Source organism: Cryptosporangium sp. NPDC051539 (genome assembly GCF_044454545.1).
Classification (GTDB): Bacteria; Actinomycetota; Actinomycetes; order Mycobacteriales; family Cryptosporangiaceae; genus Cryptosporangium.
This window is the reverse complement of record NZ_JBITDV010000006.1, coordinates 161,500-178,649: the sequence shown is the minus strand read 5'-3', so window position 1 is coordinate 178,649 and position 17,150 is coordinate 161,500. Positions and strand designations below refer to the sequence as shown.

Here is a 17,150-nt window from a genome sequence, read left to right as displayed (position 1 = left end):
GGATCCTGGACGTTCGAGTGCTGGGAACCGGCGGGGTCGAGAAGGCGTCCGCGGACGACCTGCCCGGGCTGCTCGCCGGCGATGGCCGCGCTCTCCGGCTGGCTGCTGGTCTGGACGAAGCGCCACGGCTGGTGGGGAGGCCGACCCCTGGCGTCGCGACGTCCCGGTAAACTGTACAAAATTCTCTTACAGGCATGTATCGGGAGGCAGGAATGATGCTCGGCCTCGACCCGGAGATCCGTGCGGCGCTCGGCGCAGTGCCGCTCCCCGATCCGGAGGACGGACCCGGGCACTCCGACGCGCTCGGGATCCGCGCCGCCCTCGAGCCGCTCTACCGGGCCCTGTTCGAGCGCGTACCGGCGCCGCCGGACGTCGACGTCAGCGAGCACGGCGCGGCCTCGGCCGACGGCACGCGGGTGCCGCTGCGCCTCTACCGCCGCCGGGGCTTTCCCTCGACCGGCCTGGTCGTCTACCTGCACGGCGGCGGGATGATCGCCGGCGGCGTCGACCTCTACGACCCGCTGATGCGCGTCTACGCCGCCGCGAGCGGCGTCCCCGTGCTGGCCGTGGAGTACCGGCTCGCGCCGGAGCACCCGTATCCGGCCGGCGTCGAAGACGCCTACGCGGCGATCGTGTGGGCGGCCAAGCACGCCGACGAGCTCGGCGCGGACCTGGGCCGGATCGCGGTGGCCGGGGACTGCGGAGGAGCCGGGATCGTGGCCGGGGCGGTGCTGCTGGGCCGTGACCGCGGTGGTCCGACGCTGGCCGGACAGGCGTTGATCCAGCCGATGCTCGACGACCGGACCGTCACCGCGGACCCGCTGCTGGGGCGGGAGTCGATCTGGACCCACCGGGACAACCGTGCGGCCTGGGCCGCGGTCCTCGGCCGGCCGATCGACGAGGAGCCGGGGCACACCGCGCCGTACGCGGCACCCGCCCGGGCCGGGGACGTCGCCGGACTGCCGCCGACCTACCTGGAGATCGCCGGTCTGGACGTGGTCCGGGACGAGGCGCTCGCGTTCGGGGCGCGGCTGGCCCGGGTGGGCACGCCGGTCGAGCTCCACCTGCACCCGGGCGCGCCGCACGCGTTCGATCTCCTGGCCCCGGACGCGGCGGTCTCGCAGCGAGCGATGGAAGACCGGATCAGGTTTTTCTCCGGTTTCTGAACAGGGACTCCTGCGCGATCGACGCCACCAGCGTGCCGTCGACCGTCCGCATCGTGCCGCTGTAGAACCCGCGTCCCTCCGCGATCGTGTGCGGCACCAGGTCCAGCAGCACCCACTCGTCGGCCCGGACCGGCCGGTGCAACCAGAGCGCGTGGTCGAGGCTCGACCCGGACCTCGCGGCCTCGTCGTGGTACGGCGCGGTGCCGTTCGAGACGTCCGAGACGTAGGCCAGCACGCACGCGTGCAGCAGCGGGTCGTCCGGCAGGCGGGCCGTGCACCGGACCCAGTACCGGGTCGGCCACTCGCTGTCCGGGTAGGGCGACGGCGGCAGCACGGTCTCCATCGAGGCCAACCGGCCCATGCCGACCGGTTTCCCGGCCGGAGGCACCGGCGCCGCAACCGCGTCCACGTCCAGGTCCGGGCCGTCGGCCGGCATCGTGAACGAGCACGACATCGTGAAGATCAGGTCGTCGCCCTGGAGCGCGGTGACCCGGCGGGCGGAGTACGACCGGCCGTCGCGATCGCGGTCGACGCGGTAGTCGATCGGCTGCCGGGCGTCGCCGCCCCGCAGGAAGTAGGCGTGCAGCGAGTGCGGCAGGCGCTCGTCCGGCACGGTCAGCCCGGCCGCCCGGAGCGCCTGCGCCACCGGCTGCCCACCGAACATCGGGCGCGGATCGTCGTACACGGTCGACGCCCGGAAGTGGTCGGGCCCGACCTCGTCGAGGCGGAAGAGGTCGACGATCGCCGACTCGCCGGTCGCGGTCTGCTCCACGCCGGAACCGTATCCGGACTTCCGGTCAGCTGTGACCGGATCAACGGATATGCGCCGCCGCGCTCCGCTAGGTTCCTTGCGGGAGCAGTTCTCGACGGCGAGAGGCTGGGTGCGGTGAGCGACGAGGTACTGGTCGACCACGCCGACGGCGTTGCGGTCATCACGATCAACCGGCCGGCCGCCCGGAACGCGGTCAACGGTGCGGTCTCCGCCGGGGTCTCCGCGGCCCTCGACGAGTTGGACGAGCGGGACGACCTCACGATCGGCATCATCACCGGCGCGGGCGGCACGTTCTGCGCCGGGATGGACCTGAAGGCGTTCGTCGCGGGCGAGAACCCGAACGACGAGAAGCGCGGGTTCGGCGGCATCACGATGGCCCCGCCGCACAAACCGGTGATCGCGGCGGTCGAGGGCTGGGCGCTCGCCGGCGGCTGCGAGATCGCGCTGGCCTGCGACCTGATCGTCGCCGCCGAGGACGCGAAGTTCGGCATCCCCGAGGTGAAGCGCGGCCTGGTCGCCGCGGCCGGTGGCCTGGTACGGCTCCCCCGGCGGATCCCGGCCGCCGTCGCGATGGAGCTCGCGCTCACCGGTGATCCGCTGCCGGCCGTGGACGCCTACCGGCTCGGCCTGGTCAACCAGCTGACGACGCCCGGCGGCGCGCTCGAGGCGGCCAGGGCGCTCGGCGCCCGCATCGCCGCGAACGGACCGCTGGCGGTCGCCGCGACCAAGCAGATCATCGTCCAGTCGCAAGACTGGACCGAAGCCGAGCTCTGGGCCAAGCAGGGCCCGCTGGTCGCTCCGGTCCTCGGGTCGGCCGACGCCCAGGAGGGCTCCCGCGCGTTCGCCGAGAAGCGCGCGCCGGTCTGGAAGGGCCGCTGATGCCCGGACCGCTCTCCGGCCTGAAGGTCCTCGAGCTCGCCGGCATCGGCCCCGGGCCGCACGCGGCCATGATCCTCGCCGACCTCGGCGCGGACGTCGTCCGCGTCGACCGGCCGGTGCCCGGCTACGACCCGGCCGCCGGCACGTACGACCAGCTGCTGCGCGGACGCCGTTCGATCGCGCTCGACCTCAAGGACGAAGACGGCCTCGGACGCCTGCGGCAGCTGATCGCGGTGGCCGACGTCCTGCTCGAGGGGTACCGCCCCGGCGTCACCGAGCGGCTGGGCGTCGGCCCCGACGACTGCGCGGCGATCAACCCGCGGCTGGTCTACGCGCGGATGACCGGCTGGGGCCAGGACGGCCCGTGGGCTCCCCGCGCCGGGCACGACATCAACTACATCTCGCTGACCGGCGCGCTGCACGCGATCGGCCGGCCTGGTGAGCGTCCGGTGCCGCCGCTGAACTTCGTCGGCGACTTCGGCGGCGGTTCGATGCTCGTGCTGGTCGGCATCCTCTCGGCGCTGTGGGAGCGGGAACGCTCCGGTCAGGGCCAGGTCGTGGACGCCGCGATGGTCGACGGCACCACGCTGCTCTCCCAGATGTTCTGGTCGTTCCGGGGCGCCGGGATCTGGTCGGACGAGCGCGGCGCGAACCTGCTCGACGGCGGCGCGCCCTGGTACGACACGTACGAGTGCGCCGACGGTCGCTACGTCGCGGTCGGTGCGCTCGAGCCGCAGTTCTGGGCCGCGCTGATCGCCGGGCTCGAGGTCGACGACCTGCCGAACCGGGACGACCGGGCGAACTGGCCGGCGATCCGCAAGCGTTTCACCGAGCTGTTCGCGGCCCGGACCCGTGACGAGTGGGCCGCGGTGTTCGAGGGCACCGACGCGTGCGTCACGCCGGTGCTGTCGTTCGGGGAGGCCTCGTCGCACCCGCACGTGGCCGCGCGGGGCACGGTCGCGGACGTCAACGGCGTCCCGCAGGCCGCGCCGGCCCCCCGCTTCTCCCGCACGCCGCCGGGGATCCCCACGCCCCCGCCCGGCCCCGGCGCGAACAACGACGAGGTCCTGCGCGACTGGCTCAGCCGGTAGACAGGGAACACCTCAGCGGAGAATCACCGCCAGGGTGTCGCGGAACAGGTCGTCGACCGTGCGCCCGGGCTCGAAGTATTCGCCGATCGCCCGCACCACCGTCGGGTAGCGGGCGGAGTACGCCTCCGGGTCGAAGCCCTCGACGTCCGGCGGCCCGCTCTGTTCCTCGAGCACGTGCCCGATCGTGAACCGCTCGACGGCCAGCACGGTCAGCCGGGCGTCGCGCAGTGGCAGGCCGCTCTCGCTGAGCGTCCGGATCGCGACTTCGGAGAGCTCGGCCATCCGCAGCGAGAGCTGCGCCTGAGAGACCACCTGCGCGCCGTCGGGATGCGCGAGCAACGCGCGGCGCAACTGCTGCGCCAGCTCCGACAACCAGTCCTGCCACCCCTCGCCGGACTCTGTCGGCCGCAGCTCGATCGGCTCCAGAATCGCCTCGGCCAGTGCCGTGACCAGCGCGGCCTTGTTCTTGACGTGCCAGTAGAGCGTCGGCGCCTGGACGCCCAGCCGCTGGGCGAGCCTCCGGAACGTCACCGCGGCGAGCCCGCCCTCGTCCAGCAGCCCGACCGCCTCGGCGACGAGCCGTTCCCGGTTGACCGTCACTGTCCCTCCCTACCGTCGTGAGAGTACCGTCTCTCTAACACTGTTAGAGGGAGGCGGAACCGTGAAGGCAGCAGTGATCCACGAGCGCGGTGGCGTACCGGTCTACGAAGACTTCCCCGACCCGGTTGCGGGCCCCGGCCAGTTACTGATCGACGTCCGCGCGGTCGCGGTCGAGAACGTCGACCGCAAGGTCGCGGCCGGCGAGCACTACACGAGCACGGACCCGGTGTTCCCGCTGATCCCCTGCTTCGACGGGGTCGGTGCACTGCCGGACGGGACGCTCGTCGGGTTCGGCAACCTGAAGCCGCCGTACGGGGCACTCGCCGAGAAGGCCGTCGTCGACCAGGGGGCGTACGCGCCGATCCCGGAGGGCGTCGACGCCACCGTCGCGCCCGTGCTGGCCACGGCGTTCACCGGGATGGCCATGCGGACCGCAGCCGGGTTCCGGGCCGGCGAGACCGTCCTGATCCAGGGCGCGACCGGCGTCGCCGGCCGCCTCGCCGTGCAGGTCGCCCGGTTGCTGGACGCCGGGCGGATCGTCGCGACCGGCCGCGACTCCGAGGCCCTGGCCGCGCTCGGCGCCGACACAGTGATCGACACCCGGGTGTCCGACGAGGAGCTCACCGGCGCGTTCCGGGACGCGCGCGGCGACGGCTACGACGTCGTGCTCGACTACCTCTGGGGACGGCCGACCGAGACGCTGCTGCGGGCACTGGTGCCGGACACGTTCGCGTTCGCGAAACCGACCCGCATCGTCCAGATCGGCGAGGCCGCGGGCAGTGCCACCCTCGGGCTCCGGGCCGACAGCCTGCGCACGTCCGGCGTCGAGATCTACGGGGCGGCCAAAGGACTCGACGGTGGCGGGATGGCCGAGGTGTACGAACAGATCCTGACCTGGACGCGGGACGGCGCGCTCACTTTCGACCGCGAGGTCGTGCCCCTGTCCGATGTCGAGGCGGCCTGGCAACGCACCGACCTGCGCGGCAAACGCCTCGTCGTCACCCCTTGACGTTCCAGGTGTACTCGAGTTCGGGGCGCCCGGCACGGCCGTAGCGGGCGGCGCGGGTCACCAGGCCGGCGTCGGTGAGGTGCTCGAGGTACCGGCGGGCGGTGATCCGCGACATCCCGAGGTTCTCGGCGAGCTCGCTGGCCGAGACCGGTTCGGACGCCGTCCGCAGCACGGCCGTCACCGCGTCGAGCGACTCCGGGCTCATCCCCTTGGGCAACCCGGTCTGCCCCCGGCCGTGCAGCAGCGCGAGCGCCCGGTCGACTTCGTGCTGGCCGGCCAGGACGCCCGGCCCGGCGACCTGGGTCCGGTAGGCCGCGTACTGCTCGAGCTTGTCGGCGAACGTGCCGAACACGAACGGCTTGATCAGATACTGGACGATGCCGAGGCTCACCGCCGACCGCACGGTGTTCAGGTCGCGGGCCGCGGTCACCGCGATGACGTCGGCGCGGTGGCCGCCCGCCCGCATCCGGCGGCAGACGTCGAGGCCGTGCAGGTCGGGCAGGTTCATGTCGAGCAGCACCAGGTCGACGGGCGTCCGGGCCAGCTCGCGCAACGCGTCGGCACCGCTGAGCGCGGTTCCGACGACCTCGAACCCGGCGACCCGGCGGACGTAATCGGCGTGCGCGTCCGCGGCGATCGGGTCGTCCTCGACGACGAGGACCGGAATCACGACAATGCCACCCGGGCCCGCACCGGCAGCCGGACCGTGAACACCGCACCGGCGTCGTGACTGACGTCGATCCGGCCACCGTGCCGGTGCACGGCCTGCCCCACCAGCGCCAGCCCGAGACCGCGGCCGATCAGCCGCTCGTCGGTCTTCGTCGACCAGCCGCGCGCGAACGCCTTCTCGACCTGCTCGGCGTCCAGGCCGCTGCCGGAGTCGGCCACCTGCAGCACGAGTTGGTCCGCGTCCAGCCAGGCGCCGACCTCGACCCGGCGCGGCGGAGGGGCGCCGACCGCGGCGTCGACCGCGTTGTCGATCAGATTGCCGACGATCGTGACCAGGTCACGCGGGTCGGCGACGCCGAGCGGCACCTGCGCGTCCGGATCCAGCACCAGCTCGACTCCCCGCTCGTGGGCCTGCGCGACCTTACCGAGCAGCAGCGCCACCAGAACCGGCTCGTCCACCGACTCGACGACCCGGTCGGCGAGCCGCTGGGTGAGGGCGAGTTCGCCGGTCGCGAAGTCCTGCGCCTCGGCGACCCGCCCGAGTCCGATCAGCGAGACCACGGTGTGCAACCGATTCGCGGCCTCGTGCGCGGCCGCGCGGAGCGACTCGGCGAAGCCGCGCACGGAGTCGAGCTCGCCGGTCAGCGCCTGCAGGTCCGTGTGGTCACGCAACGTCACGACGCTGCCGCCCCCGGCCGGGCGCTGGTTCACGACCAGGACCCGGTCACCGGTCAGGTGGATCTCGTCCACCCGCTGCTCGCCGGCCGCCAGCGCTTTCAGCGTGGGAAGCGCGTCGGCACGCTGCCCGACGGCGTCGGCCGGGAGGTCGAGCAACCGCCGGGCCTCGTCGTTGACGAGTTGCACCCGGCCACCGCGGTCGAGCAGCAGCAGTCCCTCACCGACCGCGTGCAGCACCGCGTCGTAGTACTCGTACATCCGGCTCAGCTCACGCGGACCCAGGTCGTGGGTCTGGCGCCGCAGGCGCCGGTTGACCAGCCAGGTTCCGCCCGCGGCGACGATCAGCGCCACGATTCCGGCGAGGGCGAGCGTCCGTAGCTGACTCTGCAGGCCGCGGTCGACGGCGCTCTGCACGATGCCGACGGCGACCAGCCCGCGGACGGTGCCGGCGATCGTGATCGGCACGACCGCGCGCTCGGAGGGGCCGAGCGTGCCGGTGTAGGTCTCGGTGACGCTCTCGCCGCGCAGTGCGGCGTCGGTGTGCCCGAGGAACCTCTTGCCGATCTGCGTGACGTCGGGATGGCTGTAGCGGATGCCGTCCGGGCTCATCACGACGACGAAGTCGGTACCGGTCGCGTGCTGGACCTGATCGGCGTACGGCTGGAGCACGGCCGTCGGCCGCGGCGACAAGAGCGCGTCCTGCACCTGCGGGGTGGCGGCCACCGCCCGGGCGATCGAGAGCGCCCGGGCCTGCGCGTTGTCGGCGGCGGCGTGCCGGGCCTGGTAGATCGCGGCGCCGAGGCCGGCCGCGACGACGACGGTGATCACCGCGATCTGCAGCAGGAACAGCTGCCTCGCGAGGCTCCACTCTTTCCCGCGTAACACGATGGCAACCTCTCGTTGATGATCGCCATGTTAAAACCAGCCGAGGGACCCCCACGGCCCCTTCGTACCTTCCGACCTGCGCTAACCGAGTCGTCGGCCTGCGCCCGCCGAACCACGCTCGACAGTTCCCCAGCCACCACGACGACGGGCGGCCACCGCGAAGGTGGCCGCCCGTCGTGAAGCGCCGAAGGTCGCGTCAGGTCCAGATCCAGCAGGCCGACGCCGGAGCAGCCGAGGCTGCTACAGCGACTACCGCTACTGCCCCGACCACCACGATCCTTCGGCCGAAACGACGCGCCGTGCTCAGTGCCGTCATGATGAGCCCCTTCCTCCCGGATGGTGGTGCACACCCTCCCAGCCGGAGCCACGCGGCCACAGTCTCGGACGGACTTGTTATCCCGCCGTTACGGGGAGTGCCGCTCTCGCCACGTCGAGGCTCGCCGCGGGTTCCGCCGAAGGCGAGTAGCGAATCTGCTCGGCGGGGAGAACGCAATGTACAGAACAGTGACCGGGGTCACGGGGGACGCGATATTGAGCGCCATCGTCTCGTTATGCCGCCACTGACGTTGCGCAGAAAGAAGGCGTCCCATGTCGACCACCTCTGCCCCGCCGGGCAACGACGGTCCTCCGCCCACGGACCTCCCGCCGGTGGATTCCGGGCCCGCGGACCCCACCCCGCCCGTGCCCCGGCGCGACCGGACCCACCTGCTCTACCTCGCGGTCATCGCCGCGGTCGTGCTCGGAGCCGCCGTCGGGCTGATCAAGCCGGACTGGGGCGTCGCGCTGAAGCCGCTCGGTGACGGCTTCGTCAACCTGATCAAGATGATGATCGCGCCGGTCATCTTCTGCACGATCGTGCTCGGCATCGGCTCGATCCGCAGCGCCGCGAAGGTCGGCAAGGTCGGCGGCCTCACGATCGTCTACTTCCTGATCATGTCGACGTTCGCGCTGGCCATCGGCCTGGTGGTCGGCAACCTCATCCACCCGGGCTCGGGGCTGGACCTGTCGGCCGCGAACGCGGACAGCGTCCAGAAGTACGTCGAGCAGGGTGAGGGCGACACCGTCACGTTCCTGCTCGGGATCATCCCGACGACGCTGGTGTCTTCGCTGACCGAGGGCGTCGTGCTGCAGGCGCTGCTGGTCGCGCTGCTCACCGGGTTCGCCGTCCAGGCGATGGGCGAGACCGGTCAGAAGATCGTGACGGGCATCGGCTACTTCCAGAAGCTGGTGTTCCGGATCCTGAGCATGATCATGTGGGTCGCCCCGATCGGTGCGTTCGGCGCGATCGCCGCGGTGGTCGGCCAGACCGGGTGGAAGGCGCTGACCGCGCTGCTCCAGGTGATGCTCGGCTTCTACGTCACCTGCATCATCTTCGTGTTCCTGATCCTGGGCCTGTTGCTCTGGACGGTGGCGCGGATCGGTATCTGGTCGCTGTTCAAATACCTGGCCCGCGAGTTCCTGCTGATCCTCTCGACGTCGTCCTCGGAGTCGGCGCTGCCGCGGCTGATCGCGAAGATGCAGCACTTCGGGGTCGACCGGGGCACGGTCGGCATCGTCGTGCCGACCGGGTACTCGTTCAACCTGGACGGCACCGCGATCTACCTGACGATGGCGTCGCTGTTCGTCGCCGACGCGATGGGCCAGCCGATGTCGATCGGCGAGCAGCTCGGGTTGCTGCTGTTCATGATGATCGCGTCCAAGGGGGCGGCCGGGGTCACCGGCGCCGGGCTGGCCACCCTCGCCGGCAGCCTGCAGGCCCACAAACCGGCGCTGGTCGACGGCGTCGGGCTGATCGTCGGCATCGACCGGTTCATGTCCGAGGCCCGGGCCCTGACGAACTTCGCCGGCAACTCGGTCGCGACGATCCTGATCGGTGTGTGGACCGGCGGGTTCGACCGGGAGCAGGCGCTGCGGGTGATGGCGGGCGAGGCCCCGTTCGACGAGGCCACGATGCTCGACAACGACCACGGAGCACCGGAGAAGCGCGAGCTGGCGACCGCCGACCGGTAAAGCGACTCGATCCGCCGGCGCCGCCCCGGTCAGCCGCCGGCGGATCGAACGGCCGTCATCGGCCGGCCGACCGCTTCGATGTCAATGCACCGCCCGACCGCACCACGCTTCGAATTCGAAGCAAGTACAATCCGTGTCCGTGACGGATCCCGAGCGCCTCGACGCCACCGAGCTCGGGGCCTTCTTCGCGCTGATGGAAGTCAGCAGCCTGGTGCAACACGCGGTCGATCAACAGCTACGGACGGACGGCGGGCTCACCAACGTCCAATTCAAGGTCTTGATGACGCTGCGGGAGGCGCCCGGCGGGCGGCTGCGGATGACCGATCTGGCCGACGACCTGGTCGTGAGCCGCAGTGGGCTCACCTACCAGGCGGGCCTGCTGGAGAAGGCCGGTCTGGTCGTGCGCACGCCGTCGCCGGAGGACGAGCGCAGCACGACGCTCAGCCTGACCGCCGAGGGGCGGCAGCGCATCGAGGACGTGCTCTCCGGCCACATCGGCGTCGTGCGGCGGCTGCTGATCGACCCGCTCAGCCGCCGGGAGATCACCGCGCTCGGCGAGGCGCTCACCAAGGTCCGCGACCACCTGCGTGCCGATCCGCCCCGGTCGGCCGCTCCCCGAGCCCGCCGGAGGAACCCCTGATCATCGGTGTCCGCGATCTGGACGTGCTGACCGCCGTCGCGGGGCATCGAGCTGCCGGCGGATCGACGCTCCCACGGCGCTGAGCTGGGGGCTCGTCGATCAGATCGGTCAGCGCTCCTCCAGGTACCGGACGAACGCCGAGACCTCTTTCTCCAGCGGCACCCGTACCGACGCCGGGTCGGTCGGGCTCAGCTCCGGCTCCGGTTCACCGAGTTCCTCGAGCAGCTCCCTGGCATCACGCAGGGCCAGGTCGTCGGCCATCGGCGGCCCGTCGCGCCAGGCCTGACGGTAGGCCAGCCAGGCCTGGTCGGCGGCCTCGGTGCGGCGATCGAGCGCGAGCAGCGCCCGCCCGACCCGGCCGTGCGGACGCGCGGACGCGTGCAACCCGGCGAGCCGCTCGAGCGCGTCGGTCACGGCCTCTTCCGCCTCCTCGCGACGCCCGAGGCGGGCCAGCAGGTACGCGCTCGTCGCCGGCGTCGTCTCCCGCCCGGCGTCCCGATCGAAGCGTTCGACGGCGGCGTCCGCCTGCAGAGCGTCCGCATAACGACCGGACCTCAGGAGCCACTCGGCCCGCAGCTGGGTCACCCGGCGGCGGTGCCGCCACTCGCCGGACCGCGCCTCGGCCGCGTCCAGCTGCTCGTCGGTGAGCGAGCCGACCGCGAACGCGGCCACGCAGCGCCAGTACCCCTCGGACCCCGGATCGAGGTAGTACCGCTGCGCAGCAGCGGCCTTGTCGGCCTCGTCGAGCAGCCCCAGGCCCTCGTCGTAGCGGCCGCAGCGGATCGCGGCGATGCCGCGCTCGCCGAGCAACCAGGGATCCGACTTCGCGCTACCGGCTCCCCCGGCGTCCCGGACCTCGGCGTACAGCTCCAGCAGACGCGCGGCGACGAGCTCGGATCCCGCTGCCGCCTGGTCGACGGCGAGCCGGGCGAGGCTACGGGCCACCGCCTCGGGGTTGCGGGCCAGCAGCGCGTCGGCGAGCAGGCTGGTGTCTTGCGCGCCGGCCACGGTGTACTGGCCGAGCAGGAAGTACGCGATCGCGAGGTCGGCGCGGACCGCGCGGCTGCCGTCCGCGGCCAGCGGCGAGAGCAGCTCGACGACCGTGGTGGCCGCACCGAGGTTCATCAGCAGCGGGTCGCCCAGGCCACGGGTCCAGACCGTGCCGGCCTCGGCGATCTGACCGGCCCCGACCAGCGCGTAGAACAGCGTCAGCGTCTGCCGGAGGTCTTCGACGCTGGTGGCCGCGGCCGGATCTTCCTGGGGCAGGGCCTGGAAGTGGTCGCGGATCCGCTCGTTGGCCGCGACCCTGTCGGGTGCCTCCAGCGTGTCGTGCACGTAGGCGCGGACGATCGGGTGCAGGTCGTAGGTGTTGTCGGCGCGGTCCCACCAGAGCAGGCCGCGCTCTTCCAGGTCGGTCAGCGCGACGTCGAGGCGGGCGTCGGCCTCGTCGCCGGGGGTGTCCCAGTCGCGGGCGTTCTCGGCCCGGAACGGGTTGATCGCCTCCATCGTCGGCCAGTCGACGGCGCCCGGTAGCACCGAGATCCAGCCGAGCAACTGGCGGTGCGGGCCGGGGGCGGCCGCGAGCGCCGCGTCGAGCAGCCGGGCGCGACGCCGGGCCAGGCCCACGTCGGGGCCGAGACCGGCGTCGGCCTTGTCGTCCGGGCGGAGACCGGCGCCGCCGTCCGGGTCGGCGAGCCAGCCGTCGAGGCCGCCCGGGTGTTCGCGCGCCAGCCCGGCGACGATGCCGACCAGCAGCGGGTGGTTGTCGAGGCCGCGGAAGAACTCCCGGGCGTCGCCCGTCTCTTCCAGGCCCAGCCGGTCGAGCAGCGCGGCCGTGTCGTCGTCGGTCAGACCGGGGAGGCGCAGGTGGGCGATGCCGTCGGCCCGGCGGCCGAACCGGCCCGCGACGACGTCGGGCATCAGCCGGGTGCTCATCAGCACCTTCGACGGGCCGGCCGAGCAGAGCGCACGGATCACCTCGTCGGCGTGCGGCTCGATCAGCGACCGGCGGGCGGATTCGACGTCCTCGTCGCGCAGCTTCGAAGGGTCGAAGCGGTGGTAGGCGGTGAGCAGACGCTCGAACCCGTCGAGCACGATCAGGTAGGGCTTCTCCCCTAACGCGGTGAGCACGGCGTCGGTGAGCTCGGTGCGGCCCAGGCGGCCGACGTCGTCCCGCGAGCGCCCGGAGAGGTAGACCAGCGCCTCGCGCAGGAACCGGACGATCGACGCCGAGCCGCCGTAGAAGCTCCACCAGAAGCGGCCCTGCAGGCCCTCGATCACCTCGGGTGCGCGGTTCTGAGCCCAGTGCCAGGTCAGCGCACTCTTGCCGATGCCGCCGATCGATTCGACGACGAGCACCGGGTCGGACGAACGTCCCCAGACGTCGAGCGTCGCCAGCGCGTCGGTCCGGCCGGTGAACGGCGCGCTGCCCGCGTACGGCGGGACCGCGTGGAACGCCGGCGGGGCCGGGACGACGGGCTCGGGGAGCGGATCCCCGGCGTAGGGAGCGAGCGAGCGCAGCAGCGCGGCCCGGAACTTCGGGACGGTGGGCGCCTCGGTGAGGCCGTGCCGGGTGCGCAGCACGATCGCGAAACGGCCGACGTCGCTGTCGCGGGCGGACTCGCCGACGGCGAACGGCAGGATCCGCGGGCGGGCCCGGGCGGCCGCCCACTCGTACTCGAGCTCGAGGTACGACGCGTGCGTTCCCTCCGGGCCCGCGCCGAACTCCGCGCCGACCAGCAAGATCAGGAGATCGCAACTCTGCAGGGCGGCCCGCCGTTCCGCGGGGTCGGGAGTGAGCTCGGCGTCGACCGGATCGCCGCCGAGACGGCGGCAGACCGCGAGAGCGGCCCGCCGATATTGCGCCGACTCCTCGGACGTGCTGCTGACGAAGACCCGCACCGACCCCTCCCGCGTCGAGAGCCAGCCTACGGAATCCCGGCGACAGGGTTCAGTCCACGTACCCCGTGATTCCCCGCCACCGGTGTGAACAGGGTCTGTTTCCCGGGTTCAGGCCGCCGTGGGCGTGTCCGGCCGGCGGTGCCGGCCCTTGAACCAGGCCCTAGGCTTTTGACGTGACGATTGACCTGGCCCGGCTGCACGAGCTGGTAGACGCGGCCGACCTCGCGGCCGCGGAGGGCAACCCTTCGGCGGCGCTGGCCGCGGCCGAGGCCGGCCTGGAGCTATGGGAGTCGGGCCCGCCGCCGGAGGCCCGGCCCGGCTCGCCGCGGGAGGCCCAGCCCGGCTCGCCGTCGGAGGCCCAGCCCGGCTCGCCGGAGCCGGGCGAGGCCGCGGGGGTTCACCGGGTGCTGGTGCGGGCACGGGCGCTGGCGCTCGCCCGGCTGGGCGAGTCCGGTCCGGCGCTGCCGTTGCTGTGCGCGCTCGCCGACGAGCTGCCCCGCGACGAGGAGGTGCTGCTCGAACTGCTGCGGCTGGAGCCGGTCGACGAGGCACTGGCCCGGTACGACAACCACCGGCAGCAGCTGGTGGCGGAGCTGGGCATCAACCCGGGCCCGGAGCTGGTGCTCTGGCACCGCAAGACGCTCCGCGAGGCGGTAGCGAGCCCGCCCGCGGCCCCGGCGGCTACCGAGGTCGCCGGTGATTGACGCGGACGTGGAGGCTGTCCGCGTCGAGGGCGGTGCCGTCGTGCGTGCGGGCCGTCACCTCGACCCGCTCGCCGCTGCTGCCGTACACGACGTCGAGCGGGCCTTCGCCGTTCTCCTGCAGGTACCGGTCTCCCCATTGCATCAGCGCGAGCACCGCGGGTAGCAGGTCCTGCCCCATCGGCGTCAGCACGTATTCGTTCCGGGTGCGCTGCCCCGGCTCGCGGTACGGCCGCTTGCTGAAGATCCCGGCGCTGACCAGCTCTTTCAGCCGGGCGGCGGCGATCGCGTCGGTGATGCCCACGCGCCGGGCGAAGTCGTCGAACCGCGTCGTGCCGTAAAACGCCTCCCGGATCAGCAGCATCGCCGACCTCGTCCCGACGACGTCCATCGCCTTCCCGACCGAGCACGCGTCGGCCTGCCAGCCGGACCGGTCGGCCAGCGGGCCCTCGAGTCGCATCGGCATGTGGACAACGGTACCCCTGACTGGACACGACCGTAGCCAGCCCCGTAGCGTCCCTGGCTATGCAGAAGTCAAGCCAGGTGCTCGCGATCCTGTGCGGCGCGCCCTTTCTGGCGGGTCTCGACCTGTTCGTCGTCAACGTCGCGTTCGCCGACATCGGTGCGAGCTTCCCGGGCCACACGCTCGGCGACCTGAGCTGGATCCTGAACGGATACGCGATCGTCTACGCGGCCCTGCTCATCCCGATCGGGCGGCTGGCCGACCGGGTCGGCAACCGCCGGGCGTTCGTCGCCGGGCTGGTGGTGTTCACCGCGGCCAGCGCGGCCTGCGCGGCGGCGCCTTCGGTCGGCGTCCTGGTGGCGTTCCGGCTGGTGCAGGCGGTGGGCGCGGCCGCGCTCACGCCGACGAGCATGGGCCTGCTGCTGCACGCGGTGCCGGCCGCCCGCCGCGCCCTCTCGGTCCGCATCTGGGCCGCGACGAACGCGGCCGCCGCCGCGATCGGCCCGGTGGTCGGCGGGCTGCTCGTCGAACTGTCCTGGCGCTGGATCTTCCTGATCAACGTGCCGACCGGTGTCGTGCTCGTGATCGCGGCCCTGCGCGCGGTGCCCGACTACCGGGTGCCCGACCCGGCCACCGACCTCGATCTGGTCGGCGCCGCCGCGCTCACGGTGGGAATCGGCGCGCTGGCACTGGCGCTGGTCGAGGGCAACGACTGGGGCTGGGGAAGCAGTGGAGTGGTCGCTTCGCTGGTGGTCGCCGCGGCCGCGCTCGCCGGGTTCGCGCTGAACACCGCGCGCCATCCGTCCCCGCTGATCGACCTGGCACTGTTCCGGGCCCGGACGTTCGCCTGGGCCAACGTCGCCGTCTGGATCTTCAGCGCCGCGTTCGCGGCCGGCCTGCTCGCCGGGATCCTCTGGCTGCAGGAGGTCTGGGGCTACTCCGCGGTCAGAACCGGTCTGGCGGTCGCTCCCGGGCCGCTGATGGTGCCGATCTTCGCGCTCGGCGGCGCCGCGCTGATCCGCCGGGTTCCGGCCGGGTGGCTGGCCGCGACCGGCTGCCTCCTGTGGGCGGCGGGCAGCGTCCTGATGCTGACGTCGGTCGGCCCGACGCCGGCCTACGCCACCGAGATCCTGCCGGGCTGGCTGCTCGGCGGTGTGGGGGTCGGGCTGACGCTGCCGACGATCCTGGCCACCGCGACCGCGTCGCTGCCACCGGCCCGGTCGGCGACCGGGAGCGCGGTGGTCAACATGAGCCGGCAGGTCGGCACCGTGCTCGGCGTGAGCGTGCTGGTCGCGGTGCTCACGACCAGCGAGCCCGAGGCGTTCCGCCGCGCCTGGGCGGTGATCGCCGCCATCGCGGTGGTGGCCGCCGTCGCCGCACTCGGCCTCAACCCGGCCGCGCCGAGTCAGGCGCTGAGATACCGCAGCACGGCGAGCACCCGCCGGCTGTAGCCGCCCTCCGCCAAGGACGCCGTCGTGCAGGTCCCTCTCGATCCGACGCCGTTCGCCGTCCACCGCCGTCACGGCCTCGGTGCGGGCCACCGACAGTTCGGCGATCCGCCGCTCGTAGTCGCCGCGCGGTCCCGGGCCGAGCATCCGCACCGCGAGGCCAGTGGTCGGCGCGGGCGAACGCCACGATTCCCGACAGCATGAGGAACGCGAGCACGGCGGCGAACCCGAGCAGGTAGGACCCCGTGAACGGGATCGGCTCGAGACCGTCGCGAGCCGCGCGCGACGCTCCTCGAGGCGCTGTCTTCAGACCTCCGGCAACGAGCGCTCGTCCTACCTGCCGGCAACAGTCGTGGCGCCTGGCCGTCGCGGCGCCGGGCAGGTTCGACCGCGGCCGGGACCTCACCGACGCTGAGATCCGGAGGCGTGTGGCCGACTTCGAGCGCCTCTCGGACCTCGCCTCGCCGATCGAGCCGGCCCCCGGGAGCAAGTGAAGAGAACCGCGAGCGGGGCGTGGCCCTCGCCACGCCCCGCTCGGGTCTAGCTCAGCGCCTCGTCGCCGGGACGGAGGCCGCGGTGGCCCATCCGCTCGGACTTCGTGGTCAGGTACACCTCGTTGGCCGGCACCGCCGCGGCCGGCATCGCCAGCACCTCGGAGACCTGCACCCCGGCGGCGCGCAGGGCGGCCACCTTGTCGGGGTTGTTGGTCAGCAGCCGGATCGAGTCGACGCCGATCTGGCGGAGGTAGGCCGCCGCCGGACCGTAGCTGCGCCGGTCGACCGGCTCGCCGAGCTCGAGGTTCGCCTCGACCGTGTCGAGACCGGCCTCCTGCAGCGCGTACGCCCGGATCTTCTGGGCCAGGCCGATGCCCCGCCCCTCGTGTCCGCGCAGGTAGAGCACCATGCCGCGGCCGGTCTCGGCGACCATCCGCAGCGCGGTGTCGAGCTGGGGGCCGCAGTCGCAGCGCTGGGAGCCGAGGGCCTCGCCGGTCAGGCATTCCGAGTGCACCCGCACGATCGGTGGTTCACCGCCGGGTGGACCGGCCGGCGGCGTCGTCATCGACAACGCTAAGTGCTCGACGTCGTCGCTGCCGGAGAAGCACACGGCGTCGAAGACCCCGTGGCGGGTCGGGAGCGTGGCTCGTGCGAGGACACGGACGGTCGCCGGAGCGGTCGTGGTCATCGGTCACCACCTTCGGCTGTCGGGTCCAGGGAGGGCTCGGCAGGAATCACCGCGTG

16 protein-coding genes are annotated in these 17,150 nt (G+C 72.7%); 9 read left to right on the top strand and 7 right to left on the bottom strand.

All coding sequences use genetic code 11. From position 1 onward, the window contains the following. Positions 1 to 17: 17 nt before the first annotated feature. Together ACIBZJ_RS19995 and ACIBZJ_RS19990 are read left to right on the top strand one after the other, a co-directional pair. A complete protein-coding gene (locus tag ACIBZJ_RS19995) occupies positions 18 to 170 on the top strand; it encodes a hypothetical protein (RefSeq protein ID WP_395931587.1) in 153 nt (50 codons plus the stop codon). A gap of 24 nt (positions 171 to 194) precedes the next feature. Continuing rightward, on the top strand, positions 195 to 1,166 hold the full coding sequence (locus ACIBZJ_RS19990; protein WP_395931585.1) for an alpha/beta hydrolase: 972 nt from the start codon (positions 195 to 197) through the stop codon (positions 1,164 to 1,166). Here ACIBZJ_RS19990 and ACIBZJ_RS19985 read toward each other — a convergent pair. Beyond that, positions 1,144 to 1,938 carry an acyl-CoA thioesterase gene (locus ACIBZJ_RS19985; RefSeq protein ID WP_395931583.1) on the bottom strand — a complete coding sequence of 265 codons (795 nt, stop codon included), beginning with the start codon at positions 1,936 to 1,938 and terminating at the stop codon, positions 1,144 to 1,146. The genes ACIBZJ_RS19990 and ACIBZJ_RS19985 overlap by 23 nt on opposite strands. Before the next feature lie 114 nt (positions 1,939 to 2,052). Here ACIBZJ_RS19985 and ACIBZJ_RS19980 point away from each other — a divergent pair, with 114 nt between their 5' ends. Then, the gene (locus tag ACIBZJ_RS19980; RefSeq protein ID WP_395931581.1) at positions 2,053 to 2,817 is read left to right on the top strand and encodes a crotonase/enoyl-CoA hydratase family protein; all 765 of its coding nucleotides are present in this window, start codon (positions 2,053 to 2,055) and stop codon (positions 2,815 to 2,817) included. Beyond that, a complete protein-coding gene (locus tag ACIBZJ_RS19975; RefSeq protein ID WP_395931579.1) occupies positions 2,817 to 3,908 on the top strand; it encodes a CaiB/BaiF CoA transferase family protein in 1,092 nt (363 codons plus the stop codon). The genes ACIBZJ_RS19980 and ACIBZJ_RS19975 overlap by 1 nt, the downstream gene beginning before the upstream one ends. 12 nt (positions 3,909 to 3,920) lie before the next feature. Here ACIBZJ_RS19975 and ACIBZJ_RS19970 read toward each other — a convergent pair whose 3' ends face one another. After that, a complete protein-coding gene (locus ACIBZJ_RS19970) occupies positions 3,921 to 4,508 on the bottom strand; it encodes a TetR/AcrR family transcriptional regulator C-terminal domain-containing protein (protein ID WP_395931577.1) in 588 nt (195 codons plus the stop codon). Between the two features lie 61 nt (positions 4,509 to 4,569). Here ACIBZJ_RS19970 and ACIBZJ_RS19965 point away from each other — a divergent pair, with 61 nt between their 5' ends. Then, a complete protein-coding gene (locus ACIBZJ_RS19965; RefSeq protein WP_395931575.1) occupies positions 4,570 to 5,517 on the top strand; it encodes a zinc-binding alcohol dehydrogenase family protein in 948 nt (315 codons plus the stop codon). Here ACIBZJ_RS19965 and ACIBZJ_RS19960 read toward each other — a convergent pair. Continuing rightward, entirely contained in the window at positions 5,507 to 6,187 is a 681-nt protein-coding gene (locus ACIBZJ_RS19960; protein WP_395931573.1) for a response regulator, read from the bottom strand. The two genes, ACIBZJ_RS19965 and ACIBZJ_RS19960, sit on opposite strands and share 11 nt — an antisense overlap. Then, positions 6,184 to 7,749: an ATP-binding protein gene (locus ACIBZJ_RS19955; protein ID WP_395931571.1), complete on the bottom strand. Its 1,566-nt coding sequence runs from the start codon at positions 7,747 to 7,749 to the stop codon at positions 6,184 to 6,186. The genes ACIBZJ_RS19960 and ACIBZJ_RS19955 overlap by 4 nt, the downstream gene beginning before the upstream one ends. A gap of 588 nt (positions 7,750 to 8,337) precedes the next feature. Between ACIBZJ_RS19955 and ACIBZJ_RS19950 the strand changes: the two genes are divergently transcribed. Further along, complete coding sequence (locus ACIBZJ_RS19950; RefSeq protein ID WP_395931569.1) at positions 8,338 to 9,759, top strand: cation:dicarboxylate symporter family transporter; 1,422 nt, start codon at positions 8,338 to 8,340, stop codon at positions 9,757 to 9,759. Between the two features lie 139 nt (positions 9,760 to 9,898). Then, positions 9,899 to 10,399, top strand: coding sequence for a MarR family winged helix-turn-helix transcriptional regulator (locus ACIBZJ_RS19945; protein ID WP_395931567.1), 501 nt, complete (start codon positions 9,899 to 9,901; stop codon positions 10,397 to 10,399). A gap of 108 nt (positions 10,400 to 10,507) precedes the next feature. On the opposite strand, the gene ACIBZJ_RS19940 is transcribed toward ACIBZJ_RS19945, so the two are convergent. After that, positions 10,508 to 13,300 carry a DUF4062 domain-containing protein gene (locus ACIBZJ_RS19940; protein WP_395931565.1) on the bottom strand — a complete coding sequence of 931 codons (2,793 nt, stop codon included), beginning with the start codon at positions 13,298 to 13,300 and terminating at the stop codon, positions 10,508 to 10,510. Positions 13,301 to 13,473: 173 nt separating this feature from the next. Between ACIBZJ_RS19940 and ACIBZJ_RS19935 the strand changes: the two genes are divergently transcribed. Beyond that, a complete protein-coding gene (locus ACIBZJ_RS19935) occupies positions 13,474 to 14,004 on the top strand; it encodes a BTAD domain-containing putative transcriptional regulator (RefSeq protein ID WP_395931563.1) in 531 nt (176 codons plus the stop codon). Here ACIBZJ_RS19935 and ACIBZJ_RS19930 read toward each other — a convergent pair. Continuing rightward, the gene (locus tag ACIBZJ_RS19930; protein WP_395931561.1) at positions 13,982 to 14,467 is read right to left on the bottom strand and encodes a winged helix-turn-helix transcriptional regulator; all 486 of its coding nucleotides are present in this window, start codon (positions 14,465 to 14,467) and stop codon (positions 13,982 to 13,984) included. The genes ACIBZJ_RS19935 and ACIBZJ_RS19930 overlap by 23 nt on opposite strands. 59 nt (positions 14,468 to 14,526) lie before the next feature. Here ACIBZJ_RS19930 and ACIBZJ_RS19925 point away from each other — a divergent pair, with 59 nt between their 5' ends. After that, positions 14,527 to 15,915, top strand: coding sequence for an MFS transporter (locus ACIBZJ_RS19925; protein ID WP_395931559.1), 1,389 nt, complete (start codon positions 14,527 to 14,529; stop codon positions 15,913 to 15,915). Positions 15,916 to 16,452: 537 nt separating this feature from the next. Here ACIBZJ_RS19925 and ribA read toward each other — a convergent pair. Beyond that, complete coding sequence (ribA, locus tag ACIBZJ_RS19920; RefSeq protein WP_395931557.1) at positions 16,453 to 17,094, bottom strand: GTP cyclohydrolase II; 642 nt, start codon at positions 17,092 to 17,094, stop codon at positions 16,453 to 16,455. Positions 17,095 to 17,150: the final 56 nt, after the last annotated feature.

Bases quoted from the DNA above. Each gene is read 5' to 3' on its own strand.
- ribA (WP_395931557.1), bottom strand. From the start codon at position 17,094: ATGACCACGACCGCTCCGGCGACCGTCCGTGTCCTCGCACGAGCCACG.
- ACIBZJ_RS19975 (WP_395931579.1), top strand. From the start codon at position 2,817: ATGCCCGGACCGCTCTCCGGCCTGAAGGTCCTCGAGCTCGCCGGCATC.
- ACIBZJ_RS19925 (WP_395931559.1), top strand. From the start codon at position 14,527: ATGCAGAAGTCAAGCCAGGTGCTCGCGATCCTGTGCGGCGCGCCCTTT.
- ACIBZJ_RS19930 (WP_395931561.1), bottom strand. From the start codon at position 14,467: ATGCCGATGCGACTCGAGGGCCCGCTGGCCGACCGGTCCGGCTGGCAG.
- ACIBZJ_RS19950 (WP_395931569.1), top strand. From the start codon at position 8,338: ATGTCGACCACCTCTGCCCCGCCGGGCAACGACGGTCCTCCGCCCACG.
- ACIBZJ_RS19990 (WP_395931585.1), top strand. From the start codon at position 195: ATGTATCGGGAGGCAGGAATGATGCTCGGCCTCGACCCGGAGATCCGT.